This is a genomic window from Mesorhizobium sp. USDA 3734 (assembly GCF_056279665.1).
The window spans coordinates 4,569,223-4,590,837 of sequence record NZ_JBWCCW010000001.1; the positions used below are offsets into that span (position 1 = coordinate 4,569,223).

General features: G+C 61.3%; 16 protein-coding genes and 4 pseudogenes. 10 read left to right on the forward strand and 10 right to left on the reverse strand.

Annotated features, from left to right (window positions below; all coding sequences use genetic code 11):
• Window positions 1-80: 80 nt before the first annotated feature.
• Window positions 81-1,886: a helix-turn-helix domain-containing protein gene (locus ACZ89F_RS22140; protein ID WP_476094187.1), complete on the reverse strand. Its 1,806-nt coding sequence runs from the start codon at window positions 1,884-1,886 to the stop codon at window positions 81-83.
• Between the two features lie 194 nt (window positions 1,887-2,080).
• Here ACZ89F_RS22140 and ACZ89F_RS22145 point away from each other — a divergent pair, with 194 nt between their 5' ends.
• Complete coding sequence (locus ACZ89F_RS22145) at window positions 2,081-2,659, forward strand: amino acid synthesis family protein (protein ID WP_476094189.1); 579 nt, start codon at window positions 2,081-2,083, stop codon at window positions 2,657-2,659.
• Window positions 2,660-2,731: 72 nt separating this feature from the next.
• Here ACZ89F_RS22145 and ACZ89F_RS22150 read toward each other — a convergent pair whose 3' ends face one another.
• Both ACZ89F_RS22150 and ACZ89F_RS22155 read right to left on the reverse strand, forming a co-directional pair.
• The gene (locus tag ACZ89F_RS22150) at window positions 2,732-3,235 is read right to left on the reverse strand and encodes a hypothetical protein (protein WP_476094191.1); all 504 of its coding nucleotides are present in this window, start codon (window positions 3,233-3,235) and stop codon (window positions 2,732-2,734) included.
• A 363-nt stretch (window positions 3,236-3,598) separates the two neighbouring features.
• The gene (locus ACZ89F_RS22155; protein ID WP_476094193.1) at window positions 3,599-4,489 is read right to left on the reverse strand and encodes a LysR family transcriptional regulator; all 891 of its coding nucleotides are present in this window, start codon (window positions 4,487-4,489) and stop codon (window positions 3,599-3,601) included.
• A gap of 290 nt (window positions 4,490-4,779) precedes the next feature.
• Here ACZ89F_RS22155 and ACZ89F_RS22160 point away from each other — a divergent pair, with 290 nt between their 5' ends.
• From ACZ89F_RS22160 to ACZ89F_RS22175, 4 genes are all read left to right on the forward strand, one after another.
• Window positions 4,780-5,514 carry an SDR family NAD(P)-dependent oxidoreductase gene (locus tag ACZ89F_RS22160; protein WP_476094195.1) on the forward strand — a complete coding sequence of 245 codons (735 nt, stop codon included), beginning with the start codon at window positions 4,780-4,782 and terminating at the stop codon, window positions 5,512-5,514.
• A 148-nt stretch (window positions 5,515-5,662) separates the two neighbouring features.
• Complete coding sequence (locus ACZ89F_RS22165) at window positions 5,663-6,262, forward strand: NADPH-dependent F420 reductase (RefSeq protein WP_476094197.1); 600 nt, start codon at window positions 5,663-5,665, stop codon at window positions 6,260-6,262.
• 100 nt (window positions 6,263-6,362) lie between these two features.
• Window positions 6,363-6,422 carry a hypothetical protein gene (locus ACZ89F_RS22170; RefSeq protein ID WP_476097336.1) on the forward strand — a complete coding sequence of 20 codons (60 nt, stop codon included), beginning with the start codon at window positions 6,363-6,365 and terminating at the stop codon, window positions 6,420-6,422.
• A 170-nt stretch (window positions 6,423-6,592) separates the two neighbouring features.
• Window positions 6,593-6,808 (forward strand): hypothetical protein, encoded by a 216-nt coding sequence (locus tag ACZ89F_RS22175; RefSeq protein ID WP_476094198.1) that lies wholly within the window; start codon window positions 6,593-6,595, stop codon window positions 6,806-6,808.
• Between the two features lie 146 nt (window positions 6,809-6,954).
• Here the strand turns inward: ACZ89F_RS22175 and ACZ89F_RS22180 are convergent, their stop codons facing one another.
• Window positions 6,955-7,275 carry a baeRF12 domain-containing protein gene (locus ACZ89F_RS22180; protein ID WP_476094200.1) on the reverse strand — a complete coding sequence of 107 codons (321 nt, stop codon included), beginning with the start codon at window positions 7,273-7,275 and terminating at the stop codon, window positions 6,955-6,957.
• Between the two features lie 226 nt (window positions 7,276-7,501).
• Here ACZ89F_RS22180 and ACZ89F_RS22185 point away from each other — a divergent pair, with 226 nt between their 5' ends.
• The 3 genes from ACZ89F_RS22185 to ACZ89F_RS22195 are packed head-to-tail and all read left to right on the forward strand — an operon-like array spanning window position 7,502 to window position 12,472.
• Complete coding sequence (locus tag ACZ89F_RS22185; RefSeq protein ID WP_476097337.1) at window positions 7,502-8,569, forward strand: HlyD family secretion protein; 1,068 nt, start codon at window positions 7,502-7,504, stop codon at window positions 8,567-8,569.
• Window positions 8,566-11,358 carry a ribosome-associated ATPase/putative transporter RbbA gene (gene rbbA, locus ACZ89F_RS22190; protein WP_476094202.1) on the forward strand — a complete coding sequence of 931 codons (2,793 nt, stop codon included), beginning with the start codon at window positions 8,566-8,568 and terminating at the stop codon, window positions 11,356-11,358. Before ACZ89F_RS22185 ends, rbbA begins: the two co-directional genes overlap by 4 nt.
• A 1-nt stretch (window position 11,359) precedes the next feature.
• Window positions 11,360-12,472 carry an ABC transporter permease gene (locus ACZ89F_RS22195; protein WP_476094204.1) on the forward strand — a complete coding sequence of 371 codons (1,113 nt, stop codon included), beginning with the start codon at window positions 11,360-11,362 and terminating at the stop codon, window positions 12,470-12,472.
• A 30-nt stretch (window positions 12,473-12,502) separates the two neighbouring features.
• Here ACZ89F_RS22195 and ACZ89F_RS22200 read toward each other — a convergent pair.
• Window positions 12,503-13,756, reverse strand: a pseudogene (locus ACZ89F_RS22200) (methylmalonyl-CoA mutase family protein); the annotation flags it as partial.
• Between ACZ89F_RS22200 and ACZ89F_RS22205 the strand changes: the two are divergent.
• Window positions 13,749-15,182, forward strand: a pseudogene (locus ACZ89F_RS22205) (transketolase-like TK C-terminal-containing protein); the annotation flags it as partial. The pseudogenes ACZ89F_RS22200 and ACZ89F_RS22205 overlap by 8 nt on opposite strands.
• Before the next feature lie 39 nt (window positions 15,183-15,221).
• Here the strand turns inward: ACZ89F_RS22205 and ACZ89F_RS22210 are convergent.
• The 4 genes and pseudogenes from ACZ89F_RS22210 to ACZ89F_RS22225 form a co-directional block, all read right to left on the reverse strand.
• Window positions 15,222-15,789, reverse strand: a pseudogene (locus ACZ89F_RS22210) (integrase arm-type DNA-binding domain-containing protein); the annotation flags it as partial.
• Window positions 15,790-17,101: 1,312 nt separating this feature from the next.
• Window positions 17,102-17,521: pseudogene (locus ACZ89F_RS22215) on the reverse strand (ABC transporter substrate-binding protein); the annotation flags it as partial.
• A gap of 16 nt (window positions 17,522-17,537) precedes the next feature.
• Window positions 17,538-17,918, reverse strand: coding sequence for a hypothetical protein (locus ACZ89F_RS22220; protein ID WP_476094206.1), 381 nt, complete (start codon window positions 17,916-17,918; stop codon window positions 17,538-17,540).
• A 63-nt stretch (window positions 17,919-17,981) separates the two neighbouring features.
• Window positions 17,982-18,227: a hypothetical protein gene (locus tag ACZ89F_RS22225; RefSeq protein ID WP_476094207.1), complete on the reverse strand. Its 246-nt coding sequence runs from the start codon at window positions 18,225-18,227 to the stop codon at window positions 17,982-17,984.
• Window positions 18,228-18,616: 389 nt separating this feature from the next.
• Between ACZ89F_RS22225 and ACZ89F_RS22230 the strand changes: the two genes are divergently transcribed.
• Window positions 18,617-19,699 carry a transposase gene (locus ACZ89F_RS22230; protein WP_123150424.1) on the forward strand — a complete coding sequence of 361 codons (1,083 nt, stop codon included), beginning with the start codon at window positions 18,617-18,619 and terminating at the stop codon, window positions 19,697-19,699.
• 343 nt (window positions 19,700-20,042) lie between these two features.
• Here ACZ89F_RS22230 and ACZ89F_RS22235 read toward each other — a convergent pair whose 3' ends face one another.
• Window positions 20,043-20,660, reverse strand: coding sequence for a methyltransferase domain-containing protein (locus ACZ89F_RS22235; RefSeq protein ID WP_476094209.1), 618 nt, complete (start codon window positions 20,658-20,660; stop codon window positions 20,043-20,045).
• Window positions 20,661-21,615 lie beyond the last annotated feature (955 nt).

A 21,615-nucleotide genomic window follows, 5' to 3' on the forward strand; every position in this document is an offset into this window, starting at 1 on the left:
GACGGCAAAGGCGGAATCCGGCCAGCAAGGGTCGTGTTCCCAATCGGAAACTGTCCGCTCGGCGGGAGGCTGGACCGGTGCTATTCTTTCGTGGAGCCGCTGTTATCGATGACCTCGCGCAGACGGATGGCGAGTTCAAAAGCAAAGCGCCTCTCGGGCGTATCGAGATTGACGCCGAACAGTTCCTGGATGCGCGCGAGCCGGTATCGCAAGGTGGTCACGTGCAGGCCCATTGCGTCGGCACAGGCCTGGCTGCGGCATCCCTCGCGGAGATAGGAGAACAGCGTCCCCATATAGGGTGTCCCGTGCCGACGGTCGTGGTCGGCGATCGCACCGACGCTGTCCTGCACAAAACCGCGAACGTCCTCGACGTCGGCGGCCGCGACCAGCATCGGTAGTGGACCGAAATCCTGGCCGGCAAACACGCCGGTGCGGCCGAATGAGCGGCCGATGCGGATCATGCGCCGGCAGCGGTCCCACGCCGCCGGATAGTCAGAGAGCTTTGTGCAGAGACCGGACAGGACAACGAACGGCTCCTGGCCGAAATAGCGCCCCAGTTCCTCGGCGATCTTGCCCAGCAGTTTGTTGACACGCTCCTTGTCGTCGCCCAGTTCGGGCGGGATCAGGCAGACAAGGCCGTTGTCGACGACGATGATGCCCGCGGCGACCGAACTCTGCTGCAACAGCCGGATCACGGCATGATGCGGATCGACCGAACGTCCGGCGCCGCTTTGCGCGGCTCCAGGCAGGTCGATGACGATCATGTGCTGCGCTGACGCGAGACCGATGCCAAGCCGCTGCGCCCGCTGCATCACGTCGGCGGCGTCGTGCCAACGCTGCTCGACGACCTCCATGAACAGCTCCGTCAGCGTGCGCGTTTCGAAACGGAAGCGGATGAAACTGCGCATCATCTGAACGCTGAGCGCGAATTTGGCGCTGTCGAGCAAGAGTAGGTCGAGCTGGCTGAAGGGCTCTTGCATGGTGAAGATAACCAGGGCGCCAACAGCTTCCGCGTCGACGCTCAGCGGTTCGATTTTCGCGGCGACACGCAGACGGCGCGTACCGTCGTCGAGAAAGAAAGTGTGGGCCTCATTCTGCGGCCGATCCACCGCCAGCCGCGCAACCTTCATCATCTGCCGGTGCAAGGTCGTGTTGGCAGCGAGCTGCCAGGCCGCATCGTCGAAATGCTTCTCGCTCGGCGAGCGGCTGGCAACGATCAGGTTGGCCGTGAAATCGACCACCACCACCGGGTTAGGGACCAGCGCGCTGATCTTGCCGGCAAGCGAGGAAACCGAGCTCTCCGCCAGCGCCTGCTGCAGCAACGAGGTATGGGCCTGCAGGGCCTTTTCAAGCCGTTCCGCCGCGCGCTTCTCCTCACGCAGCTTGTGCTGTTTCTCGACCGCGATCTCACCGAGATGGACGATCATGCCAATGAAGGCGAGATCGTCGGTGGTAACCTCCATGATTTCGCGCGAGACGACGCTGAGCACCATCGGCCGGCCGGCCTCGTCGACGCAACTCATCGGCATCACCAGAACGCTGCGGTAGTCCCGTTCGAAAGCCTCTTTGCGATAGCCGGAGAACTCCTCCGAAACACGGGCATCGCGAATATAGACCGGCTCGTTACGCTGCAGGGCGATGATCGACGGGCTGGTTGCGAGCTCCCAGCGATCGGGCAGCGGACGCTGGATCAATGTCGGATCGTGACGAACGATGACGTAGGCATGGCCATGTGGCGCGTCGATGCTCATGATCGAGCCCATTGTCCATTTGGCATGTCGGCAGGCCGCCAACACCAGATCGCGCAGCACCGTGCTGAGGTCGCCGCCGGAATTGATCAGGCTGGCGGCATCCCGCAAGGACAGGATTTGCGACTGGTGGTCCACTTTTCAATTCCTGTTGGCCGAACTGTTCCTGCTGGCGCATCGAAGGCCGATATAAGCAATTCACAGCCTCGCGAAGCTACACGGCTTCCGACAGCGAGACATCCAGATTTTCCTCCGAAGCAGAGGAAGACGCATGACCAACCCCTCCCCTAGCCTGATGCCGGAATTCTGTACAGGAAAGGCCGTTGGAGCGAATGGAAATCAGGAAGATCTGCACCTTCATCGAGGAGGTTCTGACAGAAGGCGGCAAGGCAGCTGGCAAGCCGGTCACATCAATCGTCGTCGCGGCGGTATTGAAGAACCCGTGGGCGGGGCGGGCCTTCGTCGAAAACCTTCGCCCCGAAATCCTGGACGTCGCCCCAAAGGTCGGCGCCGAACTCACCCGGCGGCTGATCGCCCTGATGCCGCCTGGCGAAATCGAATCCTACGGCAAGGCCGCGGCGGTCGGCGTCAACGGCGAGATCGAGCATGCCTCGGCGCTGATCCACACACTGCGCTTCGGCAATCTGTTCCGCGACGCCGTTGGCGGCACCACCTATCTCGAATTCTGCAATACGCGAAACGCGCCCGGGGCATTGCTGTCATTGCCGATGATGCACAAGAGCGAGAACGGCAGGCGCTCGCATTTCATCACCGCGAACTTCCAGATCGCCGACGCACCAGGGGCCGACGAAGTGCTGGTTGCCATTGGAGCCGCCAATGGCGGACGGGTGCACGCACGCATCGCCGATCGCTTTCAGGATGTTGCGGAGATGGAGGCGGAGAGGACATAGATCACCTTTGAAGCCCTCTGTACCAATCAGGACCCTGAAGGCGATGCGCATTCAATGCGATGAGTTAGCTGATCATTGCTTGATGAACGCGCCCGTGTAGGTCTGGCCGGCTAGGGTATAGGTTCCGGCCAGGGTTCCCTCCGGCTGCATCACAAGACTGATATCCGCGCCATTCGGCAGGCGCCCAAGTTTCAATGTCCCGCCCACAATTCTACCAGCGCCGGCTGCCTCTCCCGGATTGTTATCGCCCAGATTTCCCCACGCAAAGGTGACTGTCACTTCGCCATTCGGAGAAATCGTCTGCACAGCGACTTTGGCTTCATACGTCCCCTCCAATCGTCCAGCCCACATGCCCGAAAATGCAGCGTACTTTATCGGAACGCCCTTCGCGGGGGGAGTGATTGTCACGGATTGATCCATGATTGCCGAGCCAGGAGGAACCGCGCCGGGATCCAAGGCGGGTTGAGGAGGAACGGCATCTGACGCAGGCGCGAGAGTGGCGGGTTGGGGCACCGCAGGAGCCGACTGGCAAGCGGCTAGGGCAAGTGCCAGGAAACCCAGCATCACGTTCCGCATCAAGTTCTCCACCTCGTTCCCAAGCTATCGGTGGGCCCCAGACCCGCCGGATTGCACGTCATTCTACGCCGCCGCCCACTGTAATGCGTATAACTTTCTACATCTGCGCCAACTGCGTTTCAGATCGGTCGCCCCCTTAGGAAGGTCCGAGGGCCGAAAGTCCACCGAGGTGTGGATATAGGACGGAGGGGATGGCCCGCCGAGTGTTTGTCATTGCCCGCCCGCCGGTTACTCCCGCCGCACCGCCGACATAGCCGAAAACTACCGTCAGCAGCGCCAGGGATTGACCTCAAGTCGCTTGGAGCGATCGCAGCTCGGCTTCCGACCGGATTACGGCAAGCGTCGCCGGCGACCTGCCGCGCGTCAGTCGCGCGATATGGACAGCCCCGCGAGAAGCGGCGCGTATGCGGCGAGCCTACGGGATACGAACTCCGTGAAGAGCCGCACGCGCTTCGTCTTGCGTGTCTCGCCCTGTGTCAGAAGCCAAACCGTTCCGTACATGTGCAGGTCGGTGCCCGGCACCCTCACCAGTAGGGGGTCGGCATCGCCAATGAAGCACGGCAGTGTCGTCATCCCGAGCCCTTGCCGTACAGCAACGATCTGCGCCTCGCCGTCCGTGGTCCTGAACGGAACCCCCGTGGTGCGAACCTCACGGGCCCAATCCGGAACTCCATGAATGCTTATGACGATCCACCGGATGGGATCAGGCGCGCCCGCACGCCACGCGGCCAGTCGATCCCGTGACATGTAGACGCCGCCGAACAGCTCCGGTCCCTTCAGGCCGTGAAGATTGAGCGGCAGGGTTTTGCGGTCGTAGACGACGCGGATCGCCACGTCGGCCTCTCGGTTGGTCAGATTTGCCAGCTCGCCGGACGACAAGATTTCCATCTCGATGTCCGGATGCAGACGCGCGAAATCGGCGAAGTCCGGCATGAGCAGGTGTGTCGCAAGGGTCGGTGCCAGTGTCACCCGCAGAAGCCCGCGCACGCTCTGGTCGCGACCGAAGACGCGCGTCTCCAGCTGGTGCGACGACGCTTCCATCTGGTTCGCGAGCTCGAGGACCTCCTCGCCCGCAGCCGTCAGGCGGTAGCCCGAAGGCAGCTTTTCGAACATGTGCGCCCCAAGGCGCTCCTCGAGCTGGGCGATGCGTCGCAGCACGGTTGAATGATTCACCCCGAGGTGCGCGGCAGCAGCTCGCACCGAGCCTCCGCGTGCGACGGCAAGAAAGTAGCGAACGTCATCCCAGTCGATCATGGTGCAATCTCGCACCGCGAGGTGCGCCTTTCAAAGCCCGTGTCCAACACATCGAACAGCATCTCCTATGTGGGTGGCGCGGGGCGGTCATCATAGCCCATGCCGGCAGGCACGGCCTAATTCCGAACGGTGACACCGATTGCCGCGGCTGGCGTCAGCAGTCCGGCCGGATCGATTTTGCACCACCGATGTGCGCGTTTCCGCACTCAAAGCCTGACCCCGGCAGACTTATTTCCAGGCTCTCGGGGTTCTTCCCGAACGACCACAGGCAGAGCCTGAAAGGAAAAGTCATGGGAAAGCTAGACGGTAAGGTTGCAGTCATCACAGGTGGATCGAGCGGCATGGCGCTGGAAAGCGCCAAGCGGTTCGTTGAAGAAGGCGCCTATGTTTTCATCACGGGCCGGAGACAGGAGGCGCTGGACGAGGCCGTCAAGCTGATCGGCCGGAACGTGACCGGCGTGCGCGGCGACGCGGCCAATCTCGACGATCTCGACCGTCTGTTCGACACGGTCAAGCGGGAAAAGGGCAGGATCGACGTCCTGTACGCGAGCGCTGGCACGGGCGAAGCCGTCCCACTGGGCGAGATTACCGAGCAGCACTTCGATGCGGCCTTCAACCTGAATGCGCGCGGCACGCTGTTTACGGTTCAGAAGGCGTTGCCGCTGTTCAACGATGGCGGATCAATCCTCATGACCGGGTCAGTTGCTTCGATCAAGGGTTTTCCTGGTTATAGCGTGTATGCGGCGAGCAAGGCGACGTTGCTTGCATTCGCACGCGGGTGGCTCAACGAACTCAAGGGCAGGAATATCCGGGTGAACGTGCTGCACCCAGGGCCGATCGCCACACCGATGCAGGACCAAGTTCTCACCGAGGAAGCGAAGCAGATGTTCGAGTCCCTGATCCCGCGGGGAAAGATGGGGCGTCCTGAGGAAATTGCGGCGGTCGCGCTGTTTCTTGCTTCGGACGATTCGAGCTTCGTGAATGGGGTGGAATTGTCTGTCGACGGCGGCTTCTCGGCCATCTGAAATCGCGCCAGATCGCGGGAGGCGGCTGACCGGCGGGAACTGGCGTGTCCCTGGTCGAACACTACGCAAAGGTCGCCATACAGCGAACGGATAACCCAGCGCCGTTGAAGGCTGGGGAAACAATACCAACACGGATCGGAGAAGCATTATGAACTACGCGATTGTAGGATTCGGCAAGATAGGCCAGGCCCTCGCCCACGCCTTCGCCCGTAACAACATCGACGTGACCGTCGCGAGCCGCCGGCCGCCCGAGGCGTTGGCGCCGCAGGCTCGGGCGATTGGACCCAGGGTCGTCGCCAAGTCGCTGCGGGAAGCACTCGAGGCCGACACAATCATCTTGGCGGTCCCTTTCGGAGAGCATCGCGAGGTTGCGAAAGCCCTGCCAAGTTGGAAAGGCAAGACGGTCATCGACGCGATGAACGCGTTTCCTGTCCCTGAAGAGCTGGATGGCCTCCCGTCCTCCGCCTTCGTTGCGAAGTCGTTTACCGGCGCCAAGTTCGTGAAAGGCTTCAATCACTTGATTGCAGCCACCCTGGCTACCGATCCGGTCGTCGAGGGCGGCCACCGGGTGGTCTTTCTGTCGAGCGACGACGAGGACGCGATCGCTCCCGTGGCGGCCTTGGCCAAACAACTCGGGTTCGCACCCGTCAAGCTGGGAAAGCTCAACGAGGGTGGCGCGCTGGTGCACGCACGCGGCCGCACCTGGGGCCAGCTGATCTTCCAGGATTTGTTCAAGAAGGAGCAGTAATCGATCAGTTTGACTTGGTTATGAGGATAGCAATGCCCTATGCGACCGAGGAAGATCTTCCACCGCCCGTTAGGACGCATCTGCCCCTCATGCCCAGGAGATCTTTCGCGCTGCCTTCAACAGCGCCTGGGATGAATATGCCGACCGAGGCCAAGAGTGAAGAAATAGCTCACCGCGTCGCTTGGACGGCCGTAAAGCGTCTTTATCGCAAGGAAGGCAGGGACTGGGTGCCTATCTGAGCAGTCCGGCATTTTTTGATCCAGATCAAACCATCCCCGCCGTATTCATTCCATATGATTTCAAATCAGGCGCTTAATTCATGCGGGTTCAATGACGGACATCGTCGCGAGACTTCTCAATGCGTGCAATGCTGAAAAGAACAAAGGAGCGGATTTTCCGACGATCTGGAAAAACACCCTGAAGGTGCACCCTTACGTCGCGGGATCGCCGATCCAGGACAGCGGCGAGAATGGCCCCATACTGAGAATTCCCCTGATTACCGGTCAGGTTCTCGTCTTTCTCGGCTCGAACTTCTCTCTCCTCTAGCAGCAGTAGCTTCCGCGTGTCGGTGATCCGGCCGATGCCCTGGACATCCCTTGACCGATGCCGATCAAGGTCGTGGCATGCGGTCTCTGGCTGTGGCAGCCTGTCCGTCAAGATCAGCGAATCCTGGTCCATGATCCGGGCGGGACTCAAGCCGCCGCCAATGTGTTCTCGATGGCTTCGACGGGGTGTTTCGCGAGATCCTTGGTCAGCTCGCCCACCAGCTTTGCTTTCAGCGAAGCCTCGAAGTGCTTGCGCAGTTCACCCAGCGTGCGCGGATCGGCGATCATCACCACATGCTTGCACGCTTCCGTCAGCGCTTCGCGATTGAGATAGGCATCCGCGTTGATGTCAGGGTATGTCGGCCACGAGCCTTTGATATGGCTCAAATCGGCCAACTTGAGGCAACATCGAAGCGCCGCAGCGAACGATGCTGGTGTCCAGGCGCGCCCACGATTGACGCGGATCAAGGCCGTCGCGGCTGCTCTCTGTTTTGGCTTCGTGAAAATCAGCCACCCCAAGCGGAGTCCTCGCCATGGTCGACATCACATCAAGCCCCGAACAAATCAGATCCGCTTCGCCCGAACTGCGGCGATGGCTGGGGCACGAGATCGCGCGCGCGCTTGTGGAGGAAAAGGCCCCGAACCCGGCAAGAGCTTTTCCGAAGCCGGCCGGTGCCGCGGGAGTCCTTCGGTGATGAACTCTCGGCGGACATGGCTGATCGCCGGCCTCCTGATCGCTGTTGGCGCGGGTGGTTACTACGCATGGCAGAAATCCAAGGATGGCGATCTGCCGGAAGGCATAGCGAGCGGGAACGGCCGCATAGAAGCGGTCGAGATCGACGTGTCGACGAAAGCGCCGGGCCGGATCAAGGAAATCCTTGTCGATGAAGGCGATTTTGTCAAAGCTGGCGAAGTGCTTGCCCGCATGGACACGGTGCAGCTGGAGGCCCAGCACCGTCAGGCCGCAGCCCAGTTGCAACGCGCTATGATCGGCGTGGAGACCGCCAATAGCCTGGTAACGCAGCGCGAAGCCGAAAGAACGGCCGCGGCCGCGGTCGTCGCGCAGCGCGAAGCCCAATTGGACGCCGCCGAGCGCACGCTGGTGCGCACTGAGCAGCTTGCCACCAACAACACCATTTCCCAGCAGGTTCTCGACAACGACCGGGCAACCGCGCAGGGAGCAAAAGCCGCGGTGGCCGCGGCACAAGCTCAGCAAGCAGCAAGCGATGCCGCTATCAATGCGGCAAAGGCTCAGGTCATCGACGCCAAGGCGGCGGTCGACGCTGCCCAGGCCGCGATCGAGAGCATCGACGCCGACATCGACGATTCCACGCTCAAGTCTCCGCGCGACGGACGGGTGCAGTACCGGGTGGCGGAGCCTGGAGAAGTCCTGTCCGCCGGTGGGCGCGTGCTCAATCTCGTCGATCTCGGCGACGTCTACATGACCTTCTTCCTGCCGACGGCCCAGGCAGGCCGTGTGGCGATCGGCACGGAGGTCCGCCTCGTGCTCGACGCAGCCCCGCAATATGTGATCCCTGCCAAGGCCACCTACGTCGCTGACGTCGCCCAATTCACGCCAAAGACGGTCGAGACCGAGGAAGAGCGCCTGAAGCTGATGTTCCGGATCAAGGCGCAGATTTCACCGGACCTGCTGCGCAAGTACATCCAGCAGGTGAAGACCGGCTTGCCGGGCGTGGCCTATATCCGGCTGGATCCGCAGGTTGCGTGGCCGGCCAAACTCCAGGGAAAGCTCGCTCAATGACCGCATGGCCGAGCGCCACCGCAAGCCTTCCCTCACAGCCGGTCGCTCGGCTGGAAGGAGTCGGCCATTCCTACAGCAGGACCCGGGCGCTCGACGGCATCACCTTGGACATACCTGCCGGCTGCATGGTTGGCCTGATCGGGCCCGACGGCGTCGGCAAGTCCAGCCTGCTTTCCTTGATCGCGGGAGCGCGGGCAATACAGCAAGGACGCATCGAGGTGCTTGGCGGCAACATGGCCGACGTCCGCCATCGCCAGACCACCTACCCCAGGATTGCGTATATGCCGCAAGGCCTCGGCAAGAACCTCTATCCGACGCTGTCCGTCTTCGACAACATCGACTTCTTCGGCCGCTTGTTCGGGCATAGCCGGGATGAGCGGGAGCGCCGCATTGGCGAGCTTCTGCAGAGCACGGGGCTGGCCCCCTTCGCTGCCCGACAGGCGGGCAAGCTTTCCGGTGGCATGAAGCAGAAGCTCGGCCTCTGCTGCGCCCTTATCCATGATCCCGACCTCCTGATCCTGGACGAGCCAACGACCGGTGTCGATCCTCTGTCGCGTCGTCAGTTCTGGGAGCTGATTGACCAGATCCGCCGCGGTCGCACTGGAATGAGCGTCATTGTTGCAACCGCCTACATGGAGGAAGCCGCCCGATTCGACTGGCTGATCGCAATGGACGGAGGCCGCGTGCTGGCCTCTGGATCGCCGTCGGAGCTGCTTGAGCGGACCGGCGCGCCTGACCTCGACGAGGCCTTTATCGCACTCCTTCCGCAGGAAAGGCGGGACGGCCATCAGCAGGTGGTGATCCCGCCCCGATCCGCGGGCACCGGCGGCGAAGCTGCCATCGAGGCCGACCATCTCACCATGCGGTTCGGCGATTTCACCGCCGTCGACGACGTGAGTTTCCGTATCGAACGGGGCGAGATCTTCGGCTTCCTGGGCTCGAATGGCTGCGGCAAGACGACCACCATGAAGATGCTGACCGGTCTGCTTCAGGCAAGCGAAGGCAAGGCCCGGCTCTTCGGACGCGAGATAGACCCGAACGACATCGAAGTTCGGCGGCGCGTCGGCTACATGTCGCAGGGATTCTCGCTCTATTCCGAGCTGACGGTCCGTCAGAACCTCGAGCTTCATGCCCGGCTCTTCGGCCTGGCTCCAGACGCCATCCCACAAAGGATCGCGGAGATGGCGCAGCGCTTCGATCTCGCCAGCCATTTGGATGCGCTTCCCGATGCCCTGCCGCTCGGAATTAGGCAGCGCCTGTCGCTTGCCGTGGCGATGATCCACTCCCCCGATATCCTGATCCTCGACGAGCCCACATCCGGTGTGGACCCGGTCGCCCGCGACGGGTTCTGGCAAATCCTCTGCGAGCTATCACGCAAGCAGAACGTCACGATCTTCGTCTCGACACACTTCATGAACGAGGCGGAACGTTGCGACCGCGTTTCGTTGATGCATGCCGGCAGGGTTCTTGTCACCGATACGCCGGCGATGATCGTCCAGAATCGGGCGGCGCCGACGCTTGAGGAGGCTTTCATCCGCTATCTCGAGAGCGCGGCCGCCACGAAGGAGACCGCACCGCCAGATGCCGGGACCGAACCGGGACACGCCACCGACGCGCCGGAAGGGTGGACGAAGCATCCGCAGGAAAAGCGTGGCAATCGCTTCTTCGATCCCCGCCGTATGTTCGCCTATACGCGGCGCGAGGCGCTCGAACTCCTGCGCGATCCGATCCGCGCCACGCTCGCCATCGTCGGCACGCTCATCCTGATGCTCGTCGTGGGTTACGGCATCAACATGGACGTGGAGAATATGACGTTCGCCGTCCTCGATCACGACGATACGGCAATCAGCCGCGACTACGTGCAGCAAATCGTCGGCTCGCGATATTTCACCGAAAAGGCGCCTATATCGGACTACGCCGATCTTGACCGGCGCATGGAAGACGGCGAACTCAGCCTGGCGATCGAGATTCCGCCCGGCTTCGGTCGCGACCTGGCGCGCGGCCGCAACGTCACCATCGGCGCGTGGATCGACGGCGCCATGCCGACGCGTGCCGAGACCGTGCGCGGTTACGTCCAAGGCATGCACGCAGGCTGGCTTGCCCAGAAGGCACGCGAGATCTATGGCGACGCGGCCATGGTCGGTGATTTTCAGCTGGCGATCCGCTATCGCTACAACCCCGATGTCCGGAGCCTCGATGCTATTGTTCCGGCAGTGATCCCGATGCTTCTCCTGTTAATACCGTCGATGCTGGCCGTGCTGAGCGTCGTGCGCGAAAAGGAACTCGGCTCGATCATCAATTTCTACGTCACGCCGGTCACGAGGTTCGAGTTCCTGCTCGGCAAGCAGATTCCCTATGTCGTGCTCGCGATGCTGAACTTCCTGCTGCTGACAGCCTTTGCCATCTTCATCTTTGGCGTGCCATTCACCGGCAGTTTTGCAACCTTCGCCGCCGCCGCGTTTCTCTATGTCATCGTCACGACGGGGATGGGGCTGCTGCTCTCGACTTTCATGAGCAGCCAGATCGCGGCGATCTTCGGAACCGCGCTGATCACGATGATTCCGGCCTCGCAATATTCGGGCATGATCGATCCCGTCTCATCGCTTCAGGGCGTGGGTGCCTTCATTGGCCAGATTTATCCGATGACCTATTTTGTCATCATCTCGCGTGGCGCCTTCTCAAAGGCACTCGGCTTTGACGATCTTTCCAGCGCGTTTTTGCCACTCATCATCGCCATCCCCGTGTTGCTCGGCCTTGGAGCGGCACTTCTCAGGAAACAGGCCCGCTGAAATGCGTTTCGCCAACATCTTCCAGCTCGGCATCAAGGAACTGCGCGGTCTCGCGCGGGATCCGATGCTGCTCGTGCTGATCGCCTATGCTTTCACCTTGGCGATCTACACAGCGTCCAAGGCGATGCCGGAAACCCTCAATCGCGCGCCGATCGCGATCGTCGACGAGGATCAGTCGCCGCTGTCCTCGCGCATCGCAACCGCGTTCTACCCTCCCTTTTTCACGGCGCCCCGGCTCATCTCCCAGCCCGAAATGGACAGGCGCATGGATTCCGGCATGGACACATTCGCGCTCGATATCCCTCCGAACTTCCAGCGCGATCTCCTGGCCGGCAGATCGCCCACGATCCAGCTCAATATCGATGCGACCCGCATGTCGCAGGCCTTCACCGGCGGGGGATATGTCCAGTCGATCGTATCGGGGGAAGTGAGTGAATTTCTGGATCGCTATCGCGCCGAAACCGTACTGCCTGTCAATCTTGACTTGCGCGCGCGTTTCAATCCCGAACTCAACAAGGGATGGTTTGGCGCCATCACCGATGTGATTTCCTCGATCACCATGCTCTCTATCATCCTGACCGGCGCGGCACTCATACGCGAGCGCGAGCATGGCACGATCGAGCATTTGCTGGTCATGCCGGTAAAGCCATTCGAAATCATGATGAGCAAGGTCTGGTCGATGGGTCTCGTCGTGCTGGTGGCTTCCGGCCTATCGCTGGTCTTTGTCGTGCAGGGCCTGCTCTCCGTGCCCACGAACGGATCAGCGCTGCTGTTCATGACCGGCGCCGCCCTGGACATATTCGCCATGACCTGTCTGGGGATCTTCCTTGCGACCATCGCGGGCTCGATGCCGCAATTCGGTTTGCTGCTGATGATGGTGCTTCTGCCGCTTCAGTTGCTGTCCGGCGGCGTCACGCCGCGTGAGAGCATGCCCGAGATCATCCAGGCCATCATGTTCGCCGCGCCCAACACGCACTTTGTCATACTGGCCCAGGCCGTCCTGTTCCGCGGCGCTGGCCTGGGCGTCGTCTGGCCGCAGCTTGCGGCGTTGCTGGCCATTGGCACTGGGTTGTTTGCCTTTTCGCTTCGCCGCTTTCGCCAATTCCTGAGATAGGTTCGAGAGTCCGACGCTCTTGAACGCCGGCTACGCGGTGTTTCGCCCTCTGCCCTCCAGCAGATCGAGCACGGCGCGCGCGGCGTCGATGACATTGGTGCCGGGGCCAAAGATAGCTGACACCCCGTGCTCGAACAGCACCTGATAATCCTGGCGCGGCACGACGCCGCCGCACACGACGATGATGTTGCTCGCGCCCTTTTCCTCCAGCACCTCGACAAGCTGCGGTAACAGCGTCTTGTGGCCGGCCGCCAAGGAAGACACGCCGACGACATGCACCTTCGAGGCTATCGCCAAGTCGGCCGCCTCGCCCGGGGTCTGGAACAAGGGGCCAGTGACGACCTCGAAGCCGATGTCGCCGAAGGCCGAGGCGATGATTTTCGCGCCACGATCATGCCCATCCTGTCCTAGCTTGGCGACCATGATCCTCGGTCTTGAGCCAAGCAACGCCGAGACTTCCTCCATGCGCGCAACCAGCGTGATGAATTCGGGTTCGCACTCATAGGCCTTGCCATAGACCTTGCTGACCACTTCGGGAACGGCCGCATGGTCGCCAAAGGCACTGCGCAAGGCATCGGAAATCTCGCCGACCGTCGCGCGCGCTCTGGCTGCCTCGACCGCGGCTTTCAGGATGTTGCCCTTGCCACTTGCCGCTATCTCGCCAAGCGCGGCAAGGGCTGCGTCAGCGCGCTTGGGATTTCGCTGACGCTTTGTCTGTTCAAGACGGGCGATCTGCGAACGGCGCACCGCCGCGTTGTCGATGTCGCGGTTGTCGATCCTGTCTTCCTCGTCGAGACGGTATCTGTTGACCCCGACGATGACCTCTTCGCCCTTGTCGACAGCGGCCTGACGGCGTGTCGCCGCCTCCTCGATCATGCGTTTGGGCAGGCCGGCGACGACGGCTTTGGTCATGCCGCCCAGTGCCTCGACCTGCTCGATCAGTGTCCAGGCCTTTTCGGCGAGTTCATGGGTCAGGCTCTCGACATAGTAGGAACCAGCGAGCGGGTCGACGACCTTGGTCACGCCAGTCTCGTGCTGCAGGATGAGTTGCGTGTTGCGCGCGATGCGGGCGGAAAACTCGGTCGGCAGTGCGATCGCTTCGTCGAAGGAATTGGTATGCAGCGACTGCGTGCCGCCCAGTGCCGCGGCCATTGCCTCATAGGCAGTGCGCACGATGTTGTTGTAGGGATCCTGCTCCTGCAGCGACACGCCGGAGGTCTGACAATGGGTGCGCAGCATCAGGGACGACGGCTTGCCCGGCTTGAACTCTTCCATAATGCGCGACTTCGGCCTGCCGCTTGCCGGACACAAGGACAATCATGCCGGGCTGATGACCCCGACCCAGGTTGAGATCCTGCGCAAATCGATGAAGGTGCGCGAAGGCCGCGAGTGGAACCCATTCGAAGGCCTCGCTACGCCGGAAGCCACGCTGAAGGAGTTCCTTGCCGACGTACCGTTTGTGCAGTCCGGCCGCCGCCGCTATGTTTCGCCGGTCATCGAGGTGCCGGAGCGGCTCGAATTCGGCGCTCAACCCTCGATGTCGACCCAGCAGGGCTTTGGCCTGGTGATGCATGAGATCGCAAAGAGCGACACGCCATTTGCCAGCCGCATTGTCACCACGGCGCCCGACGTGACAGTGTCGACCAATCTCGGCGCCTGGGTCAACCGGCGCGGGCTTTTCGCCCGGGAGGAGATGGCGGACCTGTTCAAGACAGAACGCATTCCCTCGACCTACAACTGGACCTTCTCGCCCAAGGGCCAGCATATGGAACTTGGCATTGCCGAGATGAACCTGTTCATCATGCTGTCGGCACTTGGCCTGTCGCATTCGATTTTCGGTGAGCGCCTGTTGCCGGTGGGTACGCTCTACGATCCGTTCATCGAACGAGGGCTCGATGCGCTGAACTACGCCTGTTATCAGGACGCCCGCTTCATGTTGGTAGCAACGCCATCTGGCGTAACCCTGGCACCAGAAGGCGGCGCGCACCAATCGATCGCCACGCCACTGATCGGTATGGCGCAGGACGGCTTGGCGAGCTTCGAGCCTGCCTTCGTCGACGAGCTTGCCGTGATGATGCGATGGTCGTTCGAGTACATGCAGCGATCGGGTGAAACGGAATCTGATCGGGTGACTTGGCTGCGCGATTCAACCGGCGGCTCTGTCTATCTGCGCCTGTCCACGCGTTCGATCGAGCAGCCACAACGCGTGATCACGCCGGAGTTGGAGCAAGAGATTCTCAACGGGGCTTATTGGATGCGCAAGCCGGGTCCCAATGCTCAGATCGTCGTTGCCTACACGGGCGCAATCGCTCCGGAAGCGATTGAAGCGATCGGTCTGATGGCGGAGGATCGCCGCGATGTAGGCCTTCTCGCCGTGACCTCGGCTGACAGGCTCAATGCGGGCTGGACCGCAGCGCAGCGTGCCCGCGACAATGGCCTTTCACACGCACGCAGCCATATTGAGCGCCTCTTGGAAGGCGTACCATCGCATTGCGGCATCGTCAGCGTCATCGACGGCCACCCCGCGGCGTTGGCCTGGCTCGGATCCGTGCACGGTCACCGCACACGTTCACTTGGCGTTGAGCACTTCGGTCAGACCGGCACCATTGCCGACCTCTACCGCCACTTCGGCATCGACGCGCGTGGAATCATTGCCGCAGCGGAGGCGCTGACACCTGGCCGGCCTATCAGGAATCTACGCGTAGTCTAGCCGCGCGCCAACCTGGCTATTCGTCCGTCGCTCGGTGGGCGGACCATGGTTCGCCATCAGCGCGCGGCCAACCGCGAGCATTTGCTGCTCGAAATCCACCTCGTCCCACCCCGTCCTGCACTTCGCTCTTGCGCACCATGGTGAGCAGATAAAGCCGCATTCCCAAACGGATCGTGGGAAGCGTGGGGACGTGCTCGAGCTGCTTCAGCATCACCCGGATTTCTGAGGGCGAGAGCGAGCGATCCTTTGAAACGAACGTAGCAATTGACGCCGGCCCGACTTCATCAGCCGGATTGGCGACCTTTTCACCATGCAGAGCTGTAAATCTGCTTCAAGATGTCTCTTACGTGGATAGCCTGCTGGCGATCGCTCCTCGCCAATAGCGCGGTTCGCGCCGAGGCATTTCCCTCAGGCCAACGCGAGCGAGATACCGCCCTCTCCCATATCTGCCCAGGTAGACCGTCTCGCGACGTCCATTGAGCCTGTAATCCAGCCGAAACGAGATCGCACCACTGGGCATGACGGGGACGTACATGCCGTCACGGTCAGCAATCTTGTAGATTTTTACTTTTGGTTTCAGGGCTTTAAAGGCGGCGTCCGTCAGCACACCCATTGCCTCCTGAAAAGTACCATCAGTACAATTTCGAGGCTTCGCGGCAGGAAATTCCTTTTTTCCTCAATGCCTTAAGGCACAAAAAAGTACCGTCACGAGCCTCATTGGCTGCGACGGTACTTGGAAAAATTCGGGTGGGCAATATGCGGAAGGTCCGTCAAGCGGTCCGTCAAAGCCAATCTCTGCTTACCGATTATCGTTGATTGTCCCCGAAAGGATTTATTTTTGTTTTCAGTAGGTTAGGTCGCAGATTGGCGTATTTTCGGCGGCGTTTGAGTGGGCCTGAATCACTCCCACTCAATCATCAATTAGATCTATATCTGTTTGTTTTAACTGATCAAATCTTATCATCTAACCAAGGAATACCGTCAATAATACCGTCAGATTCTTACGCTGTTGAAAACACTGAAACAATGTGGTCGCCGTCGCGGTATGCACACTTTTGACTGCATCATTTACGCCATCCGTGGAGGTCAAAGCCGGAGTTCACAGACCATAAGGCAAGGACGGTCTTGTTCATGCTCGACGGCCCTAGGATTGTCGTCGACCTACGCACTCGCAGTCGTGCTTTCTCGGCTCGATCCGGTCGCAGTTCTTCGCAGTGCCGATTTGGCCGAGTTCGAAGGCGTAATGGCACAGCTTCAAAGCCGCCATCAGGATCCGGGCTTGGCGCGCGATGGTCCAAATCGCGGGGAGACGGTCCTGCCGATCAAATCCGTGATCGCGAACGCCATCTCCGGTTCCCGCCCCTCACGCGAAAGCATGATCCGAGACATGCGGGAGAGAATCGAAACCCTAAGCGCCGGGTTGAAGAGCCGCCTACCGCACGGCAGATCTGCGCGAGATCTTCTGCGCTCGACCGCGTCGACGGCGAGACGCTCGCGTGATCTCAAAGACCGGTTCGTGGGAGACGCGCCAGTCCGGCGGACAGGAGATTGACGTGCAGGGCATACTCCGCGTGCGGGAGAGTAGCGATGCGAATTCAAACCCGTGATGGAGAGTGGCTGGCCGCTCGGACCAGGCAAGAGATGTTCGAGTGAACATCGGCCTCCTTGCAGGCAACGGCGCCGCGACAATCACGAAACACCAGGCCCGCTTCTGCCGGCCGATGGTCCATGAAATCCTTCCCCGCTTACAGCGCCGCGTAGATTGGCGAGCGCCTCGGGGGTCGCCTACTGGCTGAGTGATAGATTGCGCCTCGTCGCCGGCACCATTGAGCCCCGGCGAAAATTCGGAACGAGAGAAGAATCGAGAGAAGAAAAGGGCAGCACGCACACTGCGACGCGCACCCACTCGAATGCGCAAATTAGGCCGTGAGCCAGCATTTGTTGAAGGCGAAACCGTCCATAAGACCCGAGCGCCGACCGCTAACATAGCCGCCGACTTTGTCAGAGATGGCGTCGATTCCTGTGCGAACATCGGCGCGATCACACCGCCCTCGTTCGAACGATGATGGCCACCTCGCGATAGTGGTCCTTGCGCTTATCCTGATCGAGTTCGGCGCGCGCCTCGATGAGAAGTTTATCTTTTCATTGAAGAAGTGCGTGTCGTTCCAGGGCGCCGTGGATAGATAGGTAGTCGACTACGTCTGATCCTGAGTCGGGCGACCGGACAGTAGGTGGCGGAAAAAGGTTGCTTTACCCACACATCAGAAAAGTAGCCTGACCTCAAGGTTGATACCGGCCTCAGCACCGCTCTGCTGGTAGAAGGCGGCATCCACCGCACCCTTTCGGCATGGTACCCTAAGGAACATCGATTGGCTCAGGCGATCCTTTGCTCAGCTGTATGACGTTTGCATTGTTCCGCAGACCCGTCGCGACGACCGACACCCGGGCCACTGCGCTGTCGCCGCCGATCGCATCGAGCTTGTCGGTGGCCCGGGTGCGCCGGACGAGCTGCTGCTGTAGCAACTCACCAAGATCGGCAAGCCGACGCTCGCCTTCCACCAATTCAATTGCGAGCCGGTCGAGATCGAGGCTTTCGAGCAACGACCGCGCGTGGATGATATCGTCCACCGCGAGCTCGCTCGAGAGTCGGTCTTCAAGTTCGGCGACGGCGCTCTGCAAGCGATTTCGCTCGCGAAGCTGTTCATCGCGCTCCACGACTACGGCCAGAGTGTTCACCCAGTCGCCGAGCTGGACGACAATCCGGAGGTTGGCTTTGGCGCGGCCGAGCAGCGCGGCGGCTTATGGATCGCTTGGAGCTGGGGCACGTGCCGCATGAGGCGCTGCGTGCCCGGCATCACGGAGTTCTTCCACGCCGTCCTCAGTCCGCAGGTGGCCGCGCGCGGCGCTTTCCGCGTCGAGGCGCGGGCGCTGGCCGCAAATGGAATGGCGCTGCGCCGCTGCTTCGCGCGCCTGCACGTCCTTGTCGGCAATGGTCGGTGTCGGTGGCAGCGGCTTCAGCGCCGGCGGCTTTTGAAAAAGGCACATGGTTCCAGCTTTCTCTTGTCCAGTCGTAGAGCAAAAAATCTTCGCCGTTCCGGCCGTAACCCGGCAGGCGGCAGCGTTGCGTCGCGCCTAGCCGCCCGAAACCGCTTCGGGCTGAACTCGAGCAGCGCCAGGGCACCGCCGGCACGGTCAAGACCGATCTGTCGCCGAGCGAGCTCACCGGCCAGCGCCGCGTGTTGGTAGGGGGATGAGATAGGCGCGATGAAACACACGTTCAGGAACCGGGCGCTGGCCTGGTGGTATTGGCACCGGCATGCGAGGCAGGTGAAGCGGCCGGGTGTGGGCATAATCTCCCACCTTGAGGGCCCCTTAAGGGCATATGCGCTAAGATAGGTGTTGCAGCGGGGAATCGGTTGTGATTCTACGCTGCGATGACTCACGAATCGCTTGTAGATGACGGCTGGGCCGAGACGATTGAACTCCTCGGCGGTGAAGAGTTGATCACAGGGAGTGCTCGCGAGACGAGGGCGTTCCTGCGGCCGCGGGGTGTCAGGTCGGCTACTGATCTGTTGCGCCTGACGCTGGCTTATTGCCTTGGCAAGGTGGGCATGCGGGGCGTCGTGGCCTGGGCGGCGGCAAGCGGGATCGCCGACATCTCGGATGTGGCGTTGCTCGGCCGGCTGCGCAATGCAGGGCCGTGGCTGCAGCAGTTGATTGGGTATCTTTTGAAGCGCGAGGAGAAAGGCCTGGCCAAAGGCCGGCTGATCCGCATCCTCGATGCGACGGCGGTTGCCAAGGCCGGTGTGCATGAGAAGAAGAACAATGGCCTTTGGCGGATGCACTGCGCCTTCGAGCTTGAGCGCGAGCAGTTCGATTTCATCGAGATCACCGACCAGAGCGAGGCCGAGCTGATCGACCGCGTGCCGGTGATACCGGGCGAGATCCGCATCGGCGACCGCGCCTATCTGCAGGCCGAGCGGATCGCAAAGGTCCTGGCGCAAGGCGGCGACGTTCTCGTGCGCGCGGCGTGGAAGAATGTGCGATGGCTCGACGCCAGCGGCACGGCGTTCGATCTCATCGGCCACCTGAAGAGCTGCCGCGAGGAGGTCATCGAAACGCCTGTCTGGCTGGGCCTCAAGAAGGGCGATCCCCTGAAGATGCGCCTGATCGCCTTGCGCAAATCCGAGGCCGCGGCACAAGAAGCACGACGCAAGATCAACAAGGAAGCCAAGGCCAAGGGCACGCAGGTTCGACAGGAGACGCTGATTGCTGCCGGCTTCGTGATCCTTGTGACCTCGCTCGACCAGGATGAGTTTGACGCCGACACAGTTCTCAAGCTCTATCGCATGCGCTGGCGCATCGAGCTCGCCTTCAAACGTCTGAAGAGCCTGATCGGACTGCGCGCTCCCCCCGCCAAAGACCCAAGGATCGCAAAGCCTTGGATTCTTGCCCACTTCCTCATCGCGCTTGTGACCGAACCCCTCTCGCAGGAGTTTGGTGTCTCTCCCCCTTGAGCGACGGGCGCCCGCTACTGTGGCGCGCCACCCGCCAGATCGTCGCCTCTCTGATCGCAGCGATCTTTGCTCAACCTCCCTTGGCAATCCTGCGCCAAAATCTCCCTGCCTTGCGACATCGATGGCGTGAGCCACCACGAAAGCGCAAATTTCAGTCCATGCCAAAACTATCTTAGCGCATATGCCCTTAAGGGGGAGATTATGCCGAAGGCGACAGCGGGGGTCGGCACGTGTTGAAGCGGCTTATCGGGGACGGAGGATGCCCGCGCTTTACGCGAGACGACCCCTCTGCCCTGCCGAGCATCTCCCCTCAAGGGGTCATCAAGGGGGGGAGACTACGCTCTCACCCCGGCTTGTGCGCGAACGCCCAGACCATCAGCGGATATTCCTCATCGTTGCTGAGGTCGCGCCATAGGCCGTAGGCGCGCACCGGCCCGCCGATATGGGCTTTTGCGCAGGCTTTGTTGCCCCAGCTGAACACTTCAATGTTTGCCTGGGGGAAGCCGCCCTCGACCAGGACCTGCTTGAGGCCGGCGGCGGTCCAGCGGTTGTAGTCGTGCGGCCTGGCATGCACCCTGAACAGGAACGGCGTCGCCACCATCGCCCAGCCGCCCGGCCGGGTCATGGCGTGGATATTCTGTGCCGCGGCAAACGGGCGCTGCACATGCTCCAGCACCTGGTCGGCGATGACGACGGAATATTGCCGGTCGGTGCGATCCTGGCAGATGTCGAAATCAGGGAAATCGACGGAGGTGTAGTTCGAGCAGATCGTCTTCCAGTGACGGTTCCAGCCGGGCGAGATCTCGATCACGTCTGAGGATTTGCGGCCGTCGGCCTCAAGAAACGCGGTGAACGCCTCGATCTGCCTGATGCGCAGCCAGTTGCGGGAATCGTAGCCGATCAGCCGCTTTGCAACCTGCTTGCTTCGCCTCGTCAGGGCGCCGGGTAGGCTCTCCGTCATTGTCAAATCGATCTCCTTGAAGCCCCGCCGCGCTTCCTTGAATATCGCAAAAAGCGAACGAAATTCGACCGGCCCCTCGAAAAGATCTGGGCCTCGAACAAGCTGATACCACCGAAGAAAGAATGCTATGATGAGCGATTCCCGCGCCCACGATATCCTGTCGAGACAGGCGGAACTGGAGAGCGAGCGCCAGTATGAGGCTGCCTGGGAGGCGGTGTCCGCGACCCGGACGCGCTCGATGTCTGAAGTGGGCGCCGGGGCGTCGACTCGCAAGCCGAGCGGCAGGAGCGCCCGTGTCTACGCCAACACCATCAACTCGGCCGCCTCACATTCACCGATACGGATTTCACCTGGTGACATGCATTGGCAGTTTGTCGGTCCAGTACGCGGGACTCTACGTCCTTACGACACATCGGAGTATACTCTGATGTAGCCTAACGCCGACAACTATCGAGGTCGAGGATCCTTGTTTCAAAATGCTGTCACAATCGACGACGCCGGAACATGGAATCGTTTTCGAGCCCGACGATTTACAACTCTATATTGAAGCACCGGGGTGAGTACCGGCACCGACCCAGCCAACTGGATGTCGGTCGACGACTTCCTAGCGAGACGGCCGATTGGCCGGCACACTTGGGAGCGCCCGACAATCTGGTTGCGCTGCTGCGTACGGCGCTCGCCTAGGACGAAGGCTCGCGAACAGCCCCGGAACAGGCGGACGACTAGGGTCGACGGATCAAGGATCTCAAGGAAGGACTAGTATATTAGCTAAGGTGAATGAACGAAATCGTTGAATGACCATGATGAGCCGGACGAGGGTGAAGAGAAGCATTTCCGGATATGCCCTTGGTGCGGTCAGCGGATGGACATGCGGATCTTGCGCAGACGATGCACGATGGGACACCGGGTGATCGCCACTGCCGGCCGTGAGTTAATGGGCACCATTGCACTCCCA